Here is a 19,835-nt window from a genome sequence, read left to right on the forward strand (position 1 = left end):
TGTGCGCTTGATGCGCGGGAGGGAGGAGATATGGGCGTTCAATTGGGAGTTGCCAGGGATGCCGAAGGGTGCGTCCCTGTGGTGGCCATGCGGGGGGTACATAAAAGATACGGCGGCGTAGAGGCGCTGCGTGGGATCGATCTCGAGGTTCTGCCTGGAGAGCTTTTGGCGATGCTAGGGCCCAACGGTGCGGGCAAGACGACCGCGATCAATATCATGCTCGGTCTGCGGAGGGCGACCGAGGGCGAAGTCAGGTTGTTCGGTGGTGATCCCCGGGACTGGAGGTGCCGGCTGCGGGTGGGAGCCACCCCCCAGAACATAGGCTTTCCCGATGAGCTGAGGGTGAGGGAGGTGATCGAGCTCGTGCGGGCTCACTATCCTAAGCCGATGGCCACCGATGATGCCATGAGGCGGTTCGGCCTCGAGGATGTGGCCGGCAGGCGTACGGGCACCCTCAGCGGCGGCCAACGGCGAAGATTGGCTGTCGCCCTGGCATTCGTAGGCAACCCCGAGGTGGTCTTTCTGGACGAGCCCACTACGGGCCTGGATGTCGAGTCCAGGCGCGCGCTGTGGGACGCCGCCCGGGAGTTCGTGTCCCTCGGGAGGACCGTGGTGCTTACCACGCACTACTTGGAGGAGGCCGAGGCGCTGGCCACCCGGGTGGTGGTGATCAACGAGGGCAAGATAGTAGCAGAGGGTAGTGTGGCCGAGATCAAGGCGATCGTCGGCGTGCGCCGGGTGCGATTCGAGGCCCCCGAGTTGCCTGAGCTGCCAGATGTGGTCAGCGTGCACCAGGAAGGTTGCACCTACACCGTCTACACGAAGGACTCGGACTCCTTGGTGCGGGCGCTGGTGGCCTCGGGCGTGGGCTTCTCCAACCTGGAGGTGCTGGCCGTCAGCCTAGAGGAGGCATTCATCGCGATCACGGAGGGGGCAAGATGAAGCTGCTGTGGGCTCACACTCGGTCTATGATACTGATTTACTTGCGGACGCCGGAGTACATTACCGGCACATTGATCCTGCCGCTGGTGCTTTTCCTTTTCTTTGGAATACCCAATGCGGACACCTCTCGCGCGGCCAACTTCATCCTAGGTTCCTTCATGGTGTTCTCTGTGCTAGGGGTGGCTATCTTCCAGTTCGGAGTAGGGATTGCCACAGACCGTAGCACGCCTTGGGAAGTTTACCTGCGCACGTTGCCGCTGCCCATGAGCGTGCGCACCGCGGCCCGCTTCCTCAACTCCTTCCTGTTCGCGCTGCTGACGGGGGTGGCGGTGCTCGTGCTCGCGCTGTTCACCACCCCTGTATCGATGGGATCGGGGCAGTGGCTGCGCTTCGCGGTCGCCATCTTACTGGGGCTAGTACCGTTCACCCTGCTGGGTATAGCTATTGGCTACTCCACGGGGCCCAGGGCCGCGATAGCGGTCGCCAACATGCTGTGGTTGCCCCTGTCCTTCCTGGGAGGTTTGTGGGTGCCTCCCGACGCTCTGCCCAGTGCAGCTGCCAAGATATCGCCCTACCTGCCCACCAGGCGCTGGGGCAACATCGTGTGGGACGTGGTTCGGGGCGATCCCTGGCGGCTGCAGGACTGGCTGTGGCTTCTGGGATATACCATCCTGTTCCTCGGGGTGGCCGTGTGGTTCTACAGGCGAGACGAGGGACGGAACTACGTGTAGGAGGAGAACATGTCTAGGCTTAGGGTGCTGGTCACGGGCGCTGCGGGCTACATAGCCGCGCAGCTGTTGCCGGCCTTCAGAGAGAGGTACGAGCTGACCTTGATCGATCTGCGCACGCACGACGCCGAGGGCCGCCCAGTGAAAGGCGTCCAGGTAGTAGACCTGCTGCGCGAGAGGGAGGAGGCGCTGGCCCTGCTCTTTCAGAGCGTGGACGTGGTGGTGCACCTGGCGTACGTCCGCCCGGAGAGCTCGGACCCTCGAGTACAGTACGAGGCCGAACGCGCGAACGTGGACATGATGCAGAGGGTCTACCAGCTGTCCCTGGACAACGGCGTGCGCAGGGTGGTGGCTGCCAGTACCAACCAGGCCACCAAGTGGTACGAGCAGCCCTGGTCGAAGGGGCTGAAGGATGTGGTCACGCCTGAGGACTATCCCCGGCCCGACAGCTTCTATGGTTGGGCCAAGGCCGCCTACGAGTCGCTGGGCTTCGTGTACGCGTGCGGGGCCCTGGGTAGGAAGCTGGAGGTGGTGCAGATCCGCATAGTGGCCCCGAGGGAGATCCGCGCGCGGGACTACGTTGACAAGCCGCTGTTCCGGTACCTGCGCGACCTGGCGGGATACGTCTCCCCGCGGGACCTCCAGCAACTCTTCTGCAGGTCCATCGAGACTCCCAACATAGAGGACGAGCACGGCGTGCCTTTCCATATCTTCTACGGCGTCTCCAACAACGCTCGCAAGTTCTGGAGCATAGTCAACGCCCGTAGGGTGGTTGGCTATGCTCCAGAGGACGATTCCGAGGTACTGTACGCCGATGAGATCAGGCAGATGCTGGGCTCAGGCGAGCGCGCAGGTGGACAGTAGCGGATGACTGAGTTTGAGCTCTGCTTGGAGGTGGGCTGTCTAGGCACTGGTACCCCAAACGGCGGTCCGCCGGTGTTCGTCCTGCACGGTGGCCCGGGGGCAACGCCCACAACTTCGGGCTGATGGTGGGCCCTCTTGTAGGGGGCTGCACAGTCGTGGACTATGACCAGCGCGGCCGTGGCAGGTCAAGCTCTCCGCCCGATCCGGCGACTATTCGGTCGAGGCGCTGGCACGGGATCTCGATGGCCTGCGGCGGTCATTGGGCTACGACGAGATCACTCGCTGGGCCTATCTCGCGGTGACGGCTAGCACTGGAGCACGATCCCCCTATCCCGAGAGGTGGGTCGGCTCTACCCTCGGTTGCCCAAAGGGTGCGTCTCCGATCTCGTGATCGTCGGCCTCTACGATCGCAACGTGGACGGGGCCCTATGCCGCGACATCGTCCCGATGATGCCTAGGGCCGAGCTTGTGGTGTGCGAGAGGAGCCCGCTTTCCCATCTTGCTCAGAGTCTTGTTTTTGCCTCTGGTACCGAGCCCGCCGCGCATGTATGATAGAGAGCTGTGGGAGGTAGGGTGACGGTTTGTGTCTCCGAGCACCCTAGGCTATCCTAACTTAGATATCTTTGTGAAGGGGGTGGTACATTGCCTGATAAGATCAAAGCTGTGCTTGTGGGTTGTGGGGGGATAAGCCGAGCTTGGCTCGGCGCCCTGTCCCAGATACCCGAGGTGGAGGTGGTGGGGCTGGTGGACGTCGTGGAGGAGGCCGCGCACAACAGGGCGGAAGAGTTCAACCTGGGGTCGGCCTTCATCGGCAGCAACCTCGAGTCCGTGCTGGCTGCCACTTCTCCCGACGTGGTGTTCAACTGCACGATCCCCGAGGCGCACGTGGAGGTGACGCTGGAGGCTCTGAGCCATGGCTGCCATGTCCTTACCGAGAAGCCCCTGGCAGACACGTTGCAGGGGGCGCGTAGACTGGTGGAGGCAGCAGCGTCCTCCGGCAAGATGCTGGCGGTGATGCAGAACTACAGGTACAACCGTGGTGTGCGTGCTCTCAAGGGTTTCCTGGATGAGGGCACTATAGGCAGGCCCACCACCGTCAACGTAGACTTCTACATAGGTGCCCATTTCGGGGGCTTTCGCGATCATATGCGTCACGTGCTGCTGGTGGACATGGCTATCCACATCTTCGACATGGTACGCTTCATCACGGGTGCCGACCCTGTGTCGGTCTACTGCAAGGAGTGGAACCCGGAGGGCTCATGGTATGACCACGGCGCCTCGGCGGTGGCGGTGTTCGAGCTCTCGGGCGGCCTGGTGTTCAACTTCAGGGGCAGCTGGTGCGCGGAGGGGCTCAATACTTCATGGTCGGGTCAATGGCGGGTGATAGGATCCAGCGGCAGCGTGTCTTGGGACGGCGAGGATGGCTTCCGCGCCCAGGTGGTGAAGGCCACGGGCGGGTTCCTCTCGGAGCTGGAGGACGTGCAGGTGCCCCCGTATGAGGGCGACAAGGTAGGAGGGCACGCAGGCCTCATCCGCGACTTCGTGCAGGCGGTGCTCTCGGGGGGAAAGGTGGATACCGTGGCCTCGGACAACATCCGCAGCCTGGCGATGGTCTTTGGGGCCGTTGAAAGCGCTGAGCGCAATCTGCCAGTGGACATAATTATCTAAGTGTTGGAGGTGAGTTCTTGGCTGACGATCTGAGGGTAGAGGACCTGGTGGGGCAGGTGGTGGCGGTAGGCTTCCCAGGGTACGAGCCCACGCCAGAGGTGCTGCAGCTCATCCAGCGCTACAGGGTAGGCAACGTGATTCTGTTCTCTCGGAACGTGCGGGACGTGCAGCAGCTAAGGGGGCTGACGGCCACCCTGCAGCGCGCGGCGTTCGATGCGGGTCACAGGCAACCCTTACTGATCATGATCGACCAGGAGAACGGCGTGGTACGACGCCTGGGTAGGGGGGCTAGCGTCTTGCCCGGCAGCATGGCGCTCGGGGCCGCTGGGGATCCCGAGTGCGCTCGGCAGGTGGCCTCTGCCACCGGTAGGGAGCTGCGGGCTTTGGGCGTCAACATGAACCTCGCACCGGTGGCAGACGTCAACAACAACCCAGCCAACCCTGTCATAGGTGTGAGGTCCTTTGGGGAGGACCCGCAGGCCGTGGGTGAGATGGTGGCAGCTGCCGTGAGGGGCTATGCGGAGGCTAGTGTGCTCTCCTGCCTCAAGCACTTTCCAGGGCACGGGGACACGGCGGTGGACTCTCATCTGTCGTTGCCGGTCGTGCCGCACGACCTAGAGAGGCTGGAGAGCGTGGAGCTGCTACCGTTCAGACGTGGTGTGGAGGCCGGTGCTGACTCGGTCATGGTAGCTCATCTATACCTGCCGGCGCTCATGGGAGAGGAGTTACCCTCCACGGTGTCTCCCGAGATCATAGGTGGTCTCCTGCGGAAAGAGTTGAAATTTGATGGGCTCGTGATCACCGACTGCCTGGAGATGAGGGCCGTGTCCTCGACGGTGGGCACCGAAAGGGCGGCCGTCCTGAGCCTGCGAGCTGGGGCTGACATCGCCTTGATCTCCCACAGATATGATAGGCAGCTAGGGGGCATACGCGCGATCTACGAAGCCTTGCGCGCCGGTGGGCTATCTGAGGAGCGCCTTCAAGAGGCCGCTGCTAGGGTGAAGGAGCTGAAGGCTCGTTACCTCTCCTGGCCGGAGGCACTGAGCGAGGACCTGCCGGACTGGGTTGGGGGACGGGAGCACACGGAGCTTGCTCAGCAGGTGTACGAGGCCAGCGTGACGCTCGTGCGGGACAACGCCGGCCTGCTGCCACTCGAGATGGATGCCCCTAGCAGGTTGCTGGTGCTGTACCCAGAGCGCGAGGAGCTCACCTGGGCGGAGGACAACAGGTTCCCCGAGGGATTCTTGGCCGAAGCCGTCGCCCACAGGCATCCACGGGTGGAGGGCATGGCCGTGCCCACGCCTCACGACGAGGGCTTCCGTCGTGAGGTGCTGGCGCGGGCCAGTGGGGCAGACATAGTGATCTACGCCACGCTCAACGCCCACCTCTACCCAGACCAGGCCGCGCTCATGAGGGAGCTGCTGGAGGCACAGGTGAGGGTGATAGGCATCGCCGTACGTAACCCCTACGACCTGCTGGCGTTCCCCTCACTTGGCACTTACCTAGCGACCTACGAGTATACTCCCGGGGCCGTGGAAGCGGCTGTGCGGGTGGTGTTCGGGGAGATAGAGCCCAGGGGCAGGCTGCCGGTCAGCTTGCCCGGCCTGTATCCCCGTGGGCACGGCCTCACGCGCGGGGGGCGTGGGAGGTGAACTCGGAGTTGGTCAGGCGCGGTATCGAGAGGGCCTACGCCATCCTGGACGAGGCCGTGGCGGCTGGGCTGATCCCGGGAGCCGTGGCGCTGTTGGGGGTGGACCGGGGCTGGCTGGAGCCGCACGTCGTGGGCCATGCGGTCGACCTGCCAAGCGAGCGCGTGCCGATGCGCGCGGACACGATCTTCGACCTAGCGTCTCTCACCAAGGTGGTGGCCACCCTGCCGGCCATCCTCCTGTTGGTTTGGGAGGGCGCGGCCGACCTGCAGGCTCCCGCAGCGGAGGTGTTCGAGGAGTGGGCGGGCGACCCCCGCAAGGAGAGGATAACGCTCTTGCACCTGCTGACGCATACATCGGGCCTGCCGGCGCACGTCAAGCTGTACGAGCACGGTTGGACGCCGGAGGAGATCATCCAGCGTGTGCTCTCCATGCCGCTGGTGCACCCACCCGGCGCCAAGGTGGTCTACAGCGACCTGGGATACATCCTGCTCGGGGAGTGGGTGCGCAGGGTAACGGGCCAGGATCTGGGGGAATGGATCCGCGTCCGGCTCTACGAGCCTCTGGGCATGAGTGATACCATGTTCTTGCCGCCGAAGGAGCTAAGTGACAGGATCGCGGCGTGCGAGTACAGGGATTACCTAGGGGGCTACCAGCGTGGGCAGGTAAACGACGACAACGCCTGGGCGCTGGGCGGAGTGAGCGGGCATGCGGGACTCTTCTCTACCGCACAGGACCTGGCGCGCTACCTGGATGCCTGCTGGCTGCCCTGGGCCGAGGATGGGTTCTTCCCCAGGCCGCTGGTGGCCGCGGCCCTGCGAGACTACACTGCTGGCCTAGGTGGGCACAGAGGGTTGGGCTGGGTGCTGAAGGGAGATCCATACGACAACAGCGGGCAGCTGACCTCGCCGCGGGCCTTCGGTCACACCGGCTACACGGGTACCAGCCTGTGGATCGATCCTGAGTATCGACTGAAGATGATACTGCTCACCAACAGGGTGCACGCCACGTTGCGCCCCGGGATAGTCTCCCTGCGGCGGCGCTTCCACAATGCCGTGGTGTGCGCGCTAGCTTGACTTTGTAAGCTTGGGCAGCTGGTCTTATAATGAGCTCATACCGCTACACAGGGAGGGAGAAGTGATCAGTATAGGGATCATAGGTGCTGGCACCATGGCAAACTACCACGCGCGCATCCTCTCACAGGAGCCGGACGTACAGATAGTCGCGGTGGCCTCCACCAACCTGGATAGGGCTAGGAAACTTGCGGAGAGCGTGGGGGCTTGGGCTGAAGAGTCCCCTGCCAAGCTGCTGCAGAGGGACGACGTAGAGGCGGTGGTTGTGGCTACCCCTACGCCGTACCACAGGGAGTACGTGGAGCTGGCGGCCTCGGCAGGGCTGCACGTCTTCTGTGAGAAGCCCCTCGCTCGTACCTTGGAGGATGGTGAAGCGATAGTCGAGGCCGTCACCAAGGCGGGTGTCAAGCTTGGTGTGGGCCACGTCGTGCGCTGGTTCCCGGAGTACTACCAAGCCAGGGAGCTGGTGCAGCAAGGTGCCTTGGGCACGGTTGGCACGGTGCGGACCATCAGGGTGAACGCCTTCCCCAGGGGCACACGCAACTGGTATGCCGATTACAACCTTAGCGGAGGAGTGATCCTCGATATGTCCATTCACGATATCGACTGGCTGCTGTGGACCTTCGGACCGGTCAGGAGAGTCTACGCTCAGCTGACCAGTCATAGCCCGGAGAATATGGTAGGTGTGGTATCAATGCGGCACGAGAGTGGCGTGATCTCCTACGTGGAGGGCAGCTGGGCTCACATGGGCTTCGCCACCTCCCTGGAGGTTGCCGGGAGCGAGGCGTTGCTTGCCACCGACAGCACGTCCACCAGACCGTTTGCATTGCAGCTCAAGCGGCCCGAGGGGGAGCGCCCGGCGGTGGAGGTGCCGGTGAGGATGCCCGCTCGCAGAGGTCCCTACGAGGAGCAGGACCACGCCTGGGTGCGCTGGCTGCTCGGAGGCCCCGAGCCAAGGTGCAGCGGCCAAGAGGCGCTAACTTCCCTGAGGGTCGGGCTAGCCGCCCTTGAATCGGCACAAAGGGATGTGCCAGTAACGCTGTGAGGAGGTCTTGAGGTGAGTGCTAATGCCAAGATAAGAGTAGCCATACTGTCCGCGGCTCACCTGCACGCCGATTCCTACGCCCGGGTGCTGAGCGAGCGAGAGGACGCCGAGCTAATTTGCCTGTGGGACAACGATCAAGCGCGTGGTGAGGCTAAGGCCAAAGAATACCATACACAGTATGAGCCTGATTTAGAGAAAGCTCTGGAGATGTGCGATGGGGTGGTGATCTGTGCGGAGAACGCCCGCCACAAGGAGCTCACCCTTGCTGCCGCCTCAGCTGGAGTGCATGTGCTGTGCGAGAAACCACTGGCCACCTCTCCAGGGGATGCCCGTGAGATGGTCGATGCCTGCCGTAGGGCTGGTGTGCTGTTGGGGACCGCCTTCCCGGTCCGCCACGCCACGGCCTCTTTTGAGTTGAGGGCCGCCCTGGAGGGAGGCAAGCTGGGCGAGCTGGTGTCCATCAGGGGGACCAACCGCGGCACGATGCCTGGAGGCTGGTTCGTGCAGCCCGAGCTCTCGGGGGGTGGGGCAGTCACGGACCACACCGTGCACGTCGTGGACCTGGTGCGCTTCGTGACGGGGCGTGAGTTCGAGTCCGTGTATGCCGAGGCGGACACCCGCTTCTACGAGGACTTGGGAGTGGAGGACTGTGGCCTGCTAGTGATGCGCTTGGAAGGTGGGGTGGTGGTTACCCTCGATCCTAGCTGGTCCCGGCCCAACAAGGCTTTTCCCACTTGGGGGGACGTCACCCTGCAGGTGGTCGGCACTGAGGGCATCGCCGACTTCAACTACACGGCGCAGCACAGCAAATTCTACAGCAACTCCCGGGTGCGTGCCGCCGAGCTGCCCTGGGGTGAGGACGGAGACGCCCTGATGATCGAGGACTTCCTCGCCGCCATCAGGGAGGGACGTACGCCGCTGGCCAGCGGTGAGGACGGCCTGCGCGCGGTGGAGGTTGTGCACGCAGCTTATGAATCGGTCCGTAGTGCCCAGGTATCGAGGGTGCAGCACGTCTAGCTGGGTTGGAACCTTTCGCCTCCTGAGGGGGTTAATTAGCTGGTGAGCGTTTGAATCCCCGGTGGAGGGTGTATATGTCCCGGAGGCGCCTGCAGTACTGGGTGTGCTGGTTCATGCTCTCGCCTGCGTGGTTGGTGGTGATGCTGGTGTGCTGCGTGCTGTACCTGCTGGGGATCTACGACGACAGCGAGATGATGCGCTCCCGTTGGTAGCGCCGTCAGCGGCCGATCTGACGGAGGCGGTTGTACAGCTCCTGTGTCTCCGGCATGGGGTCCATCCCCAGCTCCCGCTGGAGGTTGGAGGCGCAGAGCTTGTAGGCTCGGATGGCGGCTATCCTATCGCCCTTCTCAGCGTACGCCCTGATCAGCAGCCGGTAGGCCTCCTCCCTGCACGGGTCCATCTCCACCGCGCGCCAGGCGAGCTTGATCACCTCGTCGTACTCCCCGCCCTGCAGCAGCAGCAAGGAGAGGTGGGTGGAGGCATCGAAGAACAGCTCCCTCAGTCTCTCTCGCTCCAGCAAGGTCCAGTCGTCGTACAGGTTCTCCGGCAGGTAGTCGCCTTTGTAGAGATCTAGGGCCCTGCGCAACAGCACGATCGCCTCGTCCCTGCCGGGCAACCCTCGACGGTAGGCTGCCTTGCCCTGTCGCACCAGCTCCTCGAACTCCTCGGTATCCACTACCACGTCGGCCGAGATGTCCAGCCCATAGGCTTCGTTTCTGCGCACGATATAGTACGGGGGGGCGCCTTTCGGCCTCTGCGGCTCCAGCACCTTGGTCAGTATGCTCAGGCTGAATCTGAAGTTGTTGTCGGCCGCTGCGGGCTCCATATCCGGCCATAGCAGCTCGATCAGCCTCTCCTTGGGGAACATCTGTCCTCTATGGGAGGCTAGGAACTGTAGTAGGACACGCGTCTTGGTGCTTCGCCACTCCCTCTCGCCCACGGCCTCATCTCCCCGGAGTACCCTGAAGCCTCCCAGCATCTGAATGTACAGGGTGTAAGGTGGGCGAGATACCATGTGTCGCAGGGCTTCCTCCGCCAGGGAGCGTAGCTTGGAGACCGAGGTGTCCGACTTCGCGGCGTCATCGATCAGCGAGCCCAGGAGCATGCCCCCCTGCTGGGATTCGTCGGCGGCGTCGCCCAGCAGCCAGTTGTGGGCGCCTCCCAGGGCATCGCTCCCCATGGTCAGGAGGGCGCGCTTGGCCGCTTCGGCCGTGCCCTCGTCGCCCAGGGCGCTGACGAGGAGGGGCAGGGCGAAGTACCTCTCACGGGAGAGCAGCGCCCAGTACCCACCCTCCTCCACGACCTTCAGCATAGGCTCTACCTCTCCCTCCAGATAGGCCAGTAACAGCAGGCTGTGTGCCTGATGGTATCTATCTCCGCAGGATCGGAACCACTCCAGGCAGGCCGAAGCCATGGCGATCGCTTCCTCCCGTCGATTCATCATAGCCAGAACCGATGCCAACTCGAGGAGGCACACCTGCCGGAACCACTCGTGACCTAAGCGCTCGGCAGTTGCCGCCGCCTGCTGGGCGTAACCCTCGGCTCCCTTGGGGTCGCCGAGCAGGCGATGGAGGGAGCTGAGCCCGAGCAGGGCCTCCAACGCAAGGTGGCGGTCGGTCTCCAGGGTAGACATCCTGTTGAGCACATCGCTGTAGAGCTCCTTCGCCGCGCGCTTGTCCCGGTCGCTGCCGTACCGCAGGGTATGAGCTCTCACTACCAGGGCGTCGATCGTCTCAGCCTGGTTGCCCAGGCGGCTCGCGAGGTTATAGTTGGCATCCGCAAGCTGCCTGGCGCGTGCGTAGTCGCCCTGCATGTAGAGCACCGTGGCTAGGGTGGCGTTGGCATTAGCTATGTAGACGTCTGCATCCAGCTCGGTGGCTATCTGGCGAGCCCTCGAGGCGGCCTCCAGAGCGCTTGGGAAGTCGCCTCGCCGCAGGTATACCACCTGAGCGAGGTTGTTCCAGACATGGAACTGGCCGTCCGCGTCTTCCCCCAGATCGTACAGCTCGAGGGCGTCACGCAGCCGCCGCTCGGCACTGCCCAGCAGACCTGAGGCGGCGTCGTTGATCCCCAGCATCATGATGACCTCGGCCCTGGTAACGATGTCCTCAGGCTCAAGCAGGGAGAGCACGCGGAAGTAGGTATCTCCGGCCCGTGAGATCTGCCCTTTCTCGCGGTAGATGCTGGCCCTACCCAGCAGTGCCCTGGACAACCAGTTGCCGTCCCCCTCCTCCTCGAACTGCCTGGCGGCCTCGCCGTACAGCTCGAAGGCGGTGTGCAGCTTGCCCATGGCCTGCAGCACCCTGGCTTTGTAGTAGATCAGCTCCGGGTAATCCTCTAGCCTGGGGGTGGGGATGCTCTCGATCGCCCGTAATAGGCGCGAGTAATGACCCTCGCGCAGCCAACGCGGTGCCCACCTCGAGAGCATGCCGTAGATCTCCTCGTAGTCCTCGCCCAGCAGCCAGAGCTCCAGCGCGTGCTCCGGCTCCCCCTTGCTGTCGTAGTATCTTGCCGCTCGGCGCGCTACCTCCCGCACGCGACTGCCGGAGGCACGGGCCTGCCTTAGCAGGTAATCGCGCACCAGTGGGTGGTACCTGAGCCTGTCCTCGCCCGTCCTGGACACGAACAGCCCGCGCTCCTCTAGGTCCTCCAGCATCTTCTGGCTGTCGTTGCGCTCCAGCACCTTGTCCAGCAGAGCGGGCTCCAGCGTCGGCAGTGGGCTGGATTCTAGCATGAAGCTCACGACCTCCGGGGGCTGTTTGCTTATGACTTCCTGCGCTAGATACTCGTACAGCTCGCTGCCCCTGTAGGCGAGCTTGGCGCGCAGGTCGCTCAGGGTAGCTCCCGAGGCCAGGTACTGGGCCACTATCCTGATCCCCAGGGGCCAGCCTTCCGTCAGTGCGTATACGGCCTCCAGGTCGTTGGCGCTCAGGTGGACTCCCTCCGCCCTTAGCAACCTCGCAATGTCGTCCTGTGAGAACCTGAGAGCCTCAGAGTCCATACGCAGCAAAGCGCTGGTCGCTCTGAGCTTCGGGATGCATGGCAGGTGGATGCGCGTCCTCGAGGCCAGGGCGAAGATCACCTGTTGTGGGGAGTAAGTAATCAGGGAATCTAGCAGGCGCAGCACCTCTCGCTGATCGCGGACGAAGTCAAAGTCATCCAGCACGAGCGTGAAGCCTGCCGAGTCCTGCATCGCGTGGATGATACCAAGCAGCACTCTTTCTAGATCCAAACTCCGCAAGGACTTCGAAAGCTCCTCGACCTGAGGGCAGTGGGGGATTATAGCTGCTACTAGATGCTGAAGAAAAACACCAGGATCCTCATCTGCGCTCGACAGGGTGTACCACGAGGTTCTGGGGTTCTGCTGGGCGAAGAGGGATAAGGTCGTGGTCTTGCCGTACCCAGGGGGAGCCGTGAGCAACGACAGCTTATGCTTCTGCATGCGCGCGAACCAAGGCGCGAGTTCCTTACGGTAGATGATGCCTGCCTTGGGCGCCGGTGCGTTGAGCTTGGATCGGATTATCCAAGGCGCCGACATATGGTTACCCCCTCCCCTAATCTGTGACCGATTATACTATAGTTTACGATAAAAGGTTTAGATTAGATGCATCAAAGCCTTGATCTCTCGTACTGCAGGGTGGGCGCCAAACCCTCCCTGAGGTCGTGAGGAGAGAATCCGAGCTCTCGCCCGGCCTTCGCACTGTTCCCCAGGTAGGTGGCACCTGCGATGGTCCGCAGCGTCTCGGAGGCCAGCAGCGGCGGCAGCGGAATCACCCTTTCCAAGCTTCCAACCAGGTGAGAGAGCCCGGATATAAGCCCTGGAGGTATCTCCACCTTGGGCGCTGGTATCCCTGTGAGCTCCTCGGCCACCTTCAGCATCTCCCGCAGCGAGGCTCCGGGACCAGCTAGGATGTAGCTCTCCCCTTCCCTACCTCGTTCCATCGCCGAGATGTGTCCCTCGACGACGTCGTCGACGTAGGTCCAAGAGTAGGTTACGCCTCCGGGCACGGCCAGCAGCATTCCTCGCAGGTACAGCTGCAGGAGGGTGTGCACGAGGCTGTTGTCCCCTGGACCGTAGACGACGCCGGGCATGACAATCACCAGTGGCAGCCCCCGGGCGATCATCGGCAGTGCTACTTCGTAGTGAGCCATCCACTTGGTGCGCTCGTACTCGTTGAGGAACGGTCCCTCATGCCTGTGGGACTCGTCCGGTACGCGCCCCTTAGTGTCCGAGAAGATCGCTATGCTGCTGGTGTACACCCCACGGGGTATCCCGAGCTCGGCCATGGCCTCCAGCACCTGGCGCGTGCCCTCGACGTTGGCCCTGTAGAGGGCCTGCTTGTCCCGATCTCCTATCTTATAGCGCGCAGCCACGTGGAACACTCCGTCCACGCCCCGCATGGCCCCCACTACCGCGGACCTGTCGGTGATGTCCCCGCGCCTCACCTCGGCCCCTAGCTCCCGTAGCGCACCGCTCCTCCTGGGATCGCGTACCAGCGCCACCACCTCGTGGCCGCGCTGCAGCAGCTCCCAGACCAGCTTCGAACCTATGAACCCGGTGGCACCGGTTACCATGTACCTCATCTCATCCCTTGAGCTCGTGTGCTACAATAGATTGCAGATCTTCTAACTCAGTATAACGGTGCAGCGAGATAGCGCATAGGGAGACGGACATGCAGAGACTCTGGAGTGGATGGCGATCCGAGTACGTCACGGGCAACGCGAGCAGCGATGGGTGCATCTTCTGTAGGTTCCCCCAGGAGGAGCGCGACGAGGGGAACCTGCTGCTTCACAGGGGAGACAGAGCGTACATCATCCTCAACCGCTTCCCTTACAACCCGGGCCACGTCATGGTCGTGCCGTACGAGCACATCGGGCGGATAGCCGACCTCCCGCCCCAGACTATGCTGGAGATGATGAGGCTGGTGCAGCTGTGCGTCGGGGCATTGGAGAGAGGTTTTGGGGCCCAGGGGTTCAACATCGGGATGAACTTGGGCAGGTGTGCCGGTGCGGGAGTGCCCGATCACCTGCACATCCACGTCGTGCCTCGGTGGGTGGGCGACGTCAACTTCATGCCTACTCTGGCGGATGTGAAGGTGATCCCCGAGAGGTTGGAGGAGAGCTATCACAAGCTCAAGGAGGCGCTGGCTGATGAGCTCAGGGGCGCGGGAGCTGGAGGGTAATCCCCAGCTGCTGGGTATTATAAGGCGTGAGATAGCCGAGCACGGCAGGATCACCTTCGAGCGCTTTATGGACCTGGCGCTGTACCATCCAGTTCACGGCTATTACTCGGCTGGAGGGCCGAGGATAGGCCCGGAGGGCGACTACTACACCAGCACCGACGTCTCCCCCCTGTTCGGGGCCACCATCGGGAGGCAGGTGGTGGAGATGTGGGAGCTGCTGGGCCGCCCGGACCCCTTCCACATCGTGGAGCACGGCGCGGGCAAGGGCCTGCTCGCGGCCGACCTGCTTGGTTGGGCGGGTGCTGCCCATCCCGAGTTCTACCGTACCGTCCGCTACCTCATCGTGGAGGTGTCGCCATCCGCTCGGCAGCGGCAGCGGGAGCACCTGCGGAGGTTGCCGGTGATCTGGGCCGACGACGCGGACCTTGGGGAGGAAAGCATCATTGGCGTGTGCCTATCTAACGAGCTAGCCGACGCTCTGCCGTTCCACTACATCAGGATAACGGATGGGAGGATCGATGAGCTGTGGGTGGTGGATGATGGGCTGGCGCTCGGCCTGGCGCCGGGGGAGCTGTCCGATGGCCGACTGGAGGCCTATGTCGAGCGTTGGGGGAGAGCGCTGCTTCCCGGGCAGAAGGCGGAGGTCAACCTGCGAGCGATCGATTGGGCGAGGAGGGTCGTGCGATCCCTGAGGCGGGGATTCTTCCTCACAATAGACTACGGTGGTAGGGCGGAGGAGGTGCATGGGCCCGACCATCCGGAAGGCACGCTGGCCTGCTACTACCGCCATACCCAAAACCGTGATCCCCTGCGGCGAGTGGGGGAGCAGGACATCACCGCGCACGTCAACTTCAGTGCGCTGGCGGAGGCGGTACGCGAGGCTGGGGGGGAAGTCACAGGATACACCACACAGGGCTACTTCCTGGCGGGACTAGGGATAGGGGAGGCCATGGAGTGGGCCCTGCGTAGAGCGAAGAGTACACGAGAGTTCGAGCACGTCAGAGCGCAGGTGGAAGAGCTGGTCAGGCCCGATGGTCTGGGCGGGTTCAAGGTGCTCGTGGCCCACAAAGGACTGAGATCGCCCATGCTAAGGGGCCTGTCCCTCCTGTCTGAGGAGATCTAGCGCAGTGGGCCTACGCTGTCCCATCCAGCGATCTCGGCCTCGGGCAGCTCGAGCAGGGTCACCACCGCGAAGGTCAATACCCTGCATCCCTCCTCTAGGTGACCCCCCAGCGTCCGCTCGGTGTTGGCCACCGTGATGTGGGCGTGTACCCTGCCTTCTATCACGAGCCCAGTGACCGCCAGAATGTCGTAGGGGCCCTCGCCTTGGAAGAACCTATCCACCGTAGGCAGCTCCGGCTTGCCCACCACGTGCGCCCGGAAACGCCGGAGAGATCCCACACCGCTGACTATGGTAGCCTGTCGCAGACCTGCAGCCTCAACGGCGCCGCGCAGCCCCACCAGCAGGTCCTCGTTGGGATCGAACCTGATCAGCGCCACCTTGCCGGCCGAGGTCGTTGATATCCACATCTACCTGCCCTCCATCTCGTCTAGGTATCGCCTCAGCCTCCTGAGCCTGACCACGAAGGCGGCGTGCAGACCCTCGGCCGTCTCCCGAATCGTCCTACGGTTGTTGGTGTAGGGATCCTGTCGAGTGGCCTCGTCGACCTGCGTGATCCACTCTTCGGGAATTTCACCTGCGCCGCGGAGGGAACCTGCCAGGCCGCCGGCGATGGCTGCTAGACAGTCAGTGTCACGTCCGAAGTTGACCGCGCACAGAATGGCCTTTGTGGGATCGCCGTGGGTGGCGGCGAATATAGCTAGCCCCTTCGTGACCACCTCGCTGGCGTAGGAGGCGCCGTAGGGGATGTGCTCCCCACCGTAGTAATGCCGGTAGAACGCCTCTCTCAGAGCTTGTGGCTCCCTATGCGTTGCAGCCAGATCCAGTGCCCACTCCAGCTGTTGTCCTATGTAGTCGTACATCGATCTAGACCCCCGCGAGTCCCGGTAGAGCGCATACCTCTGAGCCACCTCGAGCACCGACTCCACGGTGGCCTCCTCCCTGCAGGCCTCCGCGACGGCGGCGTTGTACAGCGCCGCCCACCTTAGAGCGGCGCTGCCGTCGGGAGCATAGACCCTGCCGACCTCGAAGGTATCCCTGGCGGCCGATTCGGGATCACCGGCGTTGATCAGCGCTATAGGATGGGAGGACCTGGCCACCGTCACAAGATCGCCGAACGGCACCAACCTGCCAAGCTCGGTGGGCTCTACGCCTGCCCTGGCCCACTCGAGGAGGGAGATATCGAACTTCTCCATCTTGAACAGCATCTTGGCAGGATCGAGGTCGCGCAGCCAGGTGTTCACCAGGTCGTAGCAATCGATGCGGTCCTGCTTGTCGATGATCGCCGTGGCGATTAACTTCTGCCGCTCTATGCCGTCCTCGGTGGTGCCGGGAGGGCGCTCCCAGTCGGTGTAGGTGATGTTGTGCTTGTACGGGAGCATGCGGTCAAGCGTGCCGTAGCGTTGCTCGATCTCCTCAAAGGACCAACCCTCCACTGGAGCGCCCATGGCGGAGCCCACCCAGGAGCCGGCGATACAACCTATAAACTTGTCCAGCAGGTTGGCCATCTTTCCTTACCTCTATTTACTACCTTATATGCATAGATGATACTAACAAGCCTCTCAAAGGTCCAGATGAGCTCTGCTATATGCGCTGCTGCAACAAGCTCTCCAAGCCCGGTATGAGGAATTGTGTCTTTGCCGGGCTGAAGGCTATAATCACCAACATGAATAGGAGCTCTTTGTTCTCTCTAAGATACGGGCTGGATGCACCCTATGTAGTGGTTTGCATGTTGGCTGTGGGGGGATTGCTGCTGGGTGTGGCTGCCTACTTCTGGGTGAGTGATCCCTCTCACTTCAACTCGTGGGATCTGCTATGGCCGATGTCCTTTTGGCTGGTGGGTGGCTGGATGCTCCTGTACTCTGGGCATATCAAGCTCCGCCACCGCTATACCCTCCTGAGGCTGGCGGGGGTGAGGCCGGGGGACAGGGTGCTAGATGTGGGCACGGGGCTTGGGCTACTGGCTGTGGCCGCCGCCAAGATGGGTGCTGAGGTGGTGGCCCTGGATAAGTGGTCCACCTGGGACCTGAGCGGCAACGGGCGTTGTGGGCTCGAGCGCAACGCCCGCGCCGAAGGAGTACAACTACAGGTGGTGGACGGCGATGCTTGTGACCTGCCTTTTCCAGACGGGGCGTTCGATGTTGTGGTCTCCAACTTCGTCGTGCACAACATCAAGGGGCATCGAGCTAGAGAACAGGCTGTAGCTGAGATGTGGAGGGTGCTTCGGCCGTGCGGCAGATTGGTCATATCCGACATCCACTATGTGAAGGCCTATGCCGAACACCTACGCCCCTTGGCCGATGCCATGGAGATCAGGAGCTACTACTACACCTTTCCCTTCTCAAAGGTACTAGTAGCCCGTAAGCCATGCGGTAATCAAGGTTAGCAGCGTTTGCAAGCAACGGTATACGTGCTGAGTTTTAAAGTGCCAAGGCGCATCCAGCAATGCAGGTGACCTTGTCTTTAATGCGCCATCTGCGGCTTAGCAAATGCAGCAATTGGATGACTACTTGAGCCAACGATCGATACGGCGCGTGGCCTCTCTTAGTCCGAGATTAGTCTCCTGGCGATAGGCTTTGACGGCCTCAAGGCGCCTGCCCTGGGATACGTATTCAGCCACAAGGGGAGAGAACCCTTTGGCCAACAGCTGTTCATGCAGCTGAGCCCTTTCGACTGGAGTCCTTGGTGCGGAGCGCTTTTCAAGCAGCGAGGTGATCAAAACCAGTAGATTAATCGTGCCGACGAAAGCTATGCCGATCCAGAAAGTCATTGCTTTCTCCTTTGAGCTATGGTCCCCACCCTGATTGTATTCTTGAAGACCCTAGATTGCAATACTTGCAGCGGGTCATCAACCGTACCTAGAGGCAAGGCCTTACGGAGAATTTAGGGCCAGCCGCTCGTACTGCTCGGGTGGCGCCGAGATCTCTTGTAGGGCATGTGTGAGGAGTGCGCGCATGGTGACCTCCTCGCTGGCTCCTTGTCCGGCTAGGTTCTCCTGCTGGGCAGGGTCACTTTCGATATCGAACAGGAGGGGAATGGAGTGCCTGCTCGTCGATCTGGCGGTGTAGCGCCACACTGGCGAGTCGGTGTAGGGGAGGAACCTGCCGGCAGTGGCGCTCAGCTTGGGTCTCGGAGGATCGAACCAGTTGATGGGCTCGATCATCATGGTGGAGTAGCAGGTTGCCTCCAAGTCCTCCCTGCAGGGGTGAAGATAGGTGTAGTGGCCATCAGTCACGTTCACGGTCGAGCCCCAGTAACCGTAGATCGCCCATTCCCTGTGCTGCTGGGTGCTTCCTAGGAGCAGCGGCAGCAGGCTGCGGCTGTGCGTGCTTCCAGGTATCTCCAGCCCCAGGGCCTCCAGCATCGTCGCGTAGAGGTCCACCGCGGAGGTCAAAGCTCGCACTCTGCTGCCCATGAGTGGGCTCTCTGGGTGCCACACGATGAGGGGCGTGTGGGCCAGCACATCATACATCGGGGCGTTGGGCTTACCTATCCAGCCGTGTTCCCCCAAGAAGTGTCCGTGGTCCGTGGTGAGGATCAACAACGTGTCTTGCCATAGTTCCTGCCTATCCATCTCGTCCAGCAGCAAGCCCAGCCACTTGTCCACCATGGTAAGCTTGCCAGCGTACTGAGCCCGTACGAACGCCAGTTGTCTGTCAGTCAGCTGGCTGTCTCCCTCGTTGATTCTGCCGTACCTGGGCCAGAGGATCAGCTCCGGGTTCGTGGGATCCTCGTCGGTGTACATCGAGGCATAGGGCTCTGGACAATGAAAGGGCTCGTGCACGTCGAAGCTGTCGATCACCAGGAGCCAGGGCCTCTGCTGGCCGTTGAGCCTCAGCCATTCCGCGGCGGTCGAGAACACCTTGGCTGGAAAGAAGTCCTCCTCGGTCTTGAAATCTGCAACGTTGCGGGCATAGGCCGCGCGATTGAGGAAGCCGGTGTCCTCCGGCTGGTCGGCGAGTATCTGGCGGAGGAAGTTGGGGTCGGGCCTGCGGGGCGCAGTGCGCCAGGCGTCGTACTCGTGGCCTCTGATCAGCTCGTAGCCCATGTAGTCCTCGTAGTAACCGTGGCTGCCGTGCTGGAAGTAGTGGTAGTGATCGGTCACGAGCTGAGGCACCACCCCGCCTCTGCGAGCCACGCGTGCTAGGGGAGCATCGAAGGGCTCCATAGGTCCCCAAGGTCTCCAGAGGAACTCCTGCACCCCCGCAAAGAACTCCCTCCTGGCTGGCATGCATGGCAGGCTGCCAGCGAAGTGGCACTCGAACACAGCTGCACGTCGTGCTAGGCGGTCTATATTAGGTGTGCGCACATCGAACTCTACCTTACATCCGTAGGCCGATAGAAAGTGTCGGTTGAGGCTGTCAACTGTGATGAAGATGCAGTTCACGCTTCACCTCCTTGCTGAGTTTGTGCCTATGGTAAACACTTAGGACCGGTGAGTCCAGACTGGTACGTTGGCAGGTTCTTATCTAGTTCTTATCCTGAGATGAAGGTGCTCTTAGCCTCGGTAGATAACCTTTACCTCAGCAAGTTCTCTACGGGAGGT

At 62.4% G+C, this 19,835-nt stretch carries 18 protein-coding genes; 12 read left to right on the forward strand and 6 right to left on the reverse strand.

The genetic code is table 11. The features are described 5' to 3' along the window. Positions 1-30 precede the first annotated feature (30 nt). From N2245_RS03780 to N2245_RS03820, 9 genes are all read left to right on the forward strand, one after another. Complete coding sequence (locus N2245_RS03780; protein ID WP_494535400.1) at positions 31-942, forward strand: ABC transporter ATP-binding protein; 912 nt, start codon at positions 31-33, stop codon at positions 940-942. Further along, on the forward strand, positions 939-1,673 hold the full coding sequence (locus N2245_RS03785; protein WP_494535401.1) for an ABC transporter permease: 735 nt from the start codon (positions 939-941) through the stop codon (positions 1,671-1,673). The genes N2245_RS03780 and N2245_RS03785 overlap by 4 nt, the downstream gene beginning before the upstream one ends. Positions 1,674-1,682: 9 nt before the next feature. After that, positions 1,683-2,534 (forward strand): NAD-dependent epimerase/dehydratase family protein, encoded by an 852-nt coding sequence (locus tag N2245_RS03790; RefSeq protein ID WP_494535402.1) that lies wholly within the window; start codon positions 1,683-1,685, stop codon positions 2,532-2,534. Positions 2,535-3,176: 642 nt separating this feature from the next. Then, positions 3,177-4,202, forward strand: a complete 1,026-nt coding sequence (locus tag N2245_RS03795) for a Gfo/Idh/MocA family protein (RefSeq protein ID WP_494535403.1) — start codon at positions 3,177-3,179, stop codon at positions 4,200-4,202. A 17-nt stretch (positions 4,203-4,219) separates the two neighbouring features. Next, on the forward strand, positions 4,220-5,854 hold the full coding sequence (locus N2245_RS03800) for a glycoside hydrolase family 3 protein (RefSeq protein WP_494535404.1): 1,635 nt from the start codon (positions 4,220-4,222) through the stop codon (positions 5,852-5,854). Next, a complete protein-coding gene (locus tag N2245_RS03805) occupies positions 5,851-6,927 on the forward strand; it encodes a serine hydrolase domain-containing protein (protein ID WP_494535405.1) in 1,077 nt (358 codons plus the stop codon). The genes N2245_RS03800 and N2245_RS03805 overlap by 4 nt, the downstream gene beginning before the upstream one ends. A gap of 61 nt (positions 6,928-6,988) precedes the next feature. Further along, positions 6,989-7,969: a Gfo/Idh/MocA family protein gene (locus N2245_RS03810; protein ID WP_494535406.1), complete on the forward strand. Its 981-nt coding sequence runs from the start codon at positions 6,989-6,991 to the stop codon at positions 7,967-7,969. A 12-nt stretch (positions 7,970-7,981) separates the two neighbouring features. Continuing rightward, complete coding sequence (locus N2245_RS03815; RefSeq protein ID WP_494535407.1) at positions 7,982-8,986, forward strand: Gfo/Idh/MocA family protein; 1,005 nt, start codon at positions 7,982-7,984, stop codon at positions 8,984-8,986. Between the two features lie 74 nt (positions 8,987-9,060). Beyond that, positions 9,061-9,198 carry a hypothetical protein gene (locus N2245_RS03820; RefSeq protein WP_494535408.1) on the forward strand — a complete coding sequence of 46 codons (138 nt, stop codon included), beginning with the start codon at positions 9,061-9,063 and terminating at the stop codon, positions 9,196-9,198. Between the two features lie 5 nt (positions 9,199-9,203). On the opposite strand, the gene N2245_RS03825 is transcribed toward N2245_RS03820, so the two are convergent. Together N2245_RS03825 and N2245_RS03830 are read right to left on the reverse strand one after the other, a co-directional pair. Next, positions 9,204-12,524, reverse strand: a complete 3,321-nt coding sequence (locus N2245_RS03825) for a BTAD domain-containing putative transcriptional regulator (protein ID WP_494535409.1) — start codon at positions 12,522-12,524, stop codon at positions 9,204-9,206. Between the two features lie 71 nt (positions 12,525-12,595). After that, a complete protein-coding gene (locus N2245_RS03830; protein ID WP_494535410.1) occupies positions 12,596-13,570 on the reverse strand; it encodes an NAD-dependent epimerase/dehydratase family protein in 975 nt (324 codons plus the stop codon). 89 nt (positions 13,571-13,659) lie between these two features. Here N2245_RS03830 and N2245_RS03835 point away from each other — a divergent pair, with 89 nt between their 5' ends. Together N2245_RS03835 and N2245_RS03840 are read left to right on the forward strand one after the other, a co-directional pair. Continuing rightward, positions 13,660-14,169 (forward strand): HIT family protein, encoded by a 510-nt coding sequence (locus N2245_RS03835; RefSeq protein ID WP_494535411.1) that lies wholly within the window; start codon positions 13,660-13,662, stop codon positions 14,167-14,169. Next, positions 14,138-15,292, forward strand: coding sequence for a class I SAM-dependent methyltransferase (locus tag N2245_RS03840; RefSeq protein WP_494535412.1), 1,155 nt, complete (start codon positions 14,138-14,140; stop codon positions 15,290-15,292). Before N2245_RS03835 ends, N2245_RS03840 begins: the two co-directional genes overlap by 32 nt. Here N2245_RS03840 and N2245_RS03845 read toward each other — a convergent pair. Further along, positions 15,289-15,699: a PPC domain-containing DNA-binding protein gene (locus tag N2245_RS03845; protein WP_494535413.1), complete on the reverse strand. Its 411-nt coding sequence runs from the start codon at positions 15,697-15,699 to the stop codon at positions 15,289-15,291. The two genes, N2245_RS03840 and N2245_RS03845, sit on opposite strands and share 4 nt — an antisense overlap. Next, positions 15,700-16,797 carry an ADP-ribosylglycohydrolase family protein gene (locus N2245_RS03850; protein WP_494535414.1) on the reverse strand — a complete coding sequence of 366 codons (1,098 nt, stop codon included), beginning with the start codon at positions 16,795-16,797 and terminating at the stop codon, positions 15,700-15,702. Between the two features lie 80 nt (positions 16,798-16,877). On the opposite strand from N2245_RS03850, the gene N2245_RS03855 reads away from it, so the two are divergent. Further along, positions 16,878-17,675 (forward strand): class I SAM-dependent methyltransferase, encoded by a 798-nt coding sequence (locus N2245_RS03855; RefSeq protein ID WP_494535415.1) that lies wholly within the window; start codon positions 16,878-16,880, stop codon positions 17,673-17,675. 120 nt (positions 17,676-17,795) lie between these two features. Here N2245_RS03855 and N2245_RS03860 read toward each other — a convergent pair whose 3' ends face one another. After that, positions 17,796-18,059 (reverse strand): hypothetical protein, encoded by a 264-nt coding sequence (locus tag N2245_RS03860; RefSeq protein WP_494535416.1) that lies wholly within the window; start codon positions 18,057-18,059, stop codon positions 17,796-17,798. 102 nt (positions 18,060-18,161) lie between these two features. After that, entirely contained in the window at positions 18,162-19,676 is a 1,515-nt protein-coding gene (locus tag N2245_RS03865; RefSeq protein WP_494535417.1) for a sulfatase family protein, read from the reverse strand. Positions 19,677-19,835: the final 159 nt, after the last annotated feature.

The sequence above is a fragment of the Thermobaculum sp. T2p genome, from assembly GCF_059335935.1.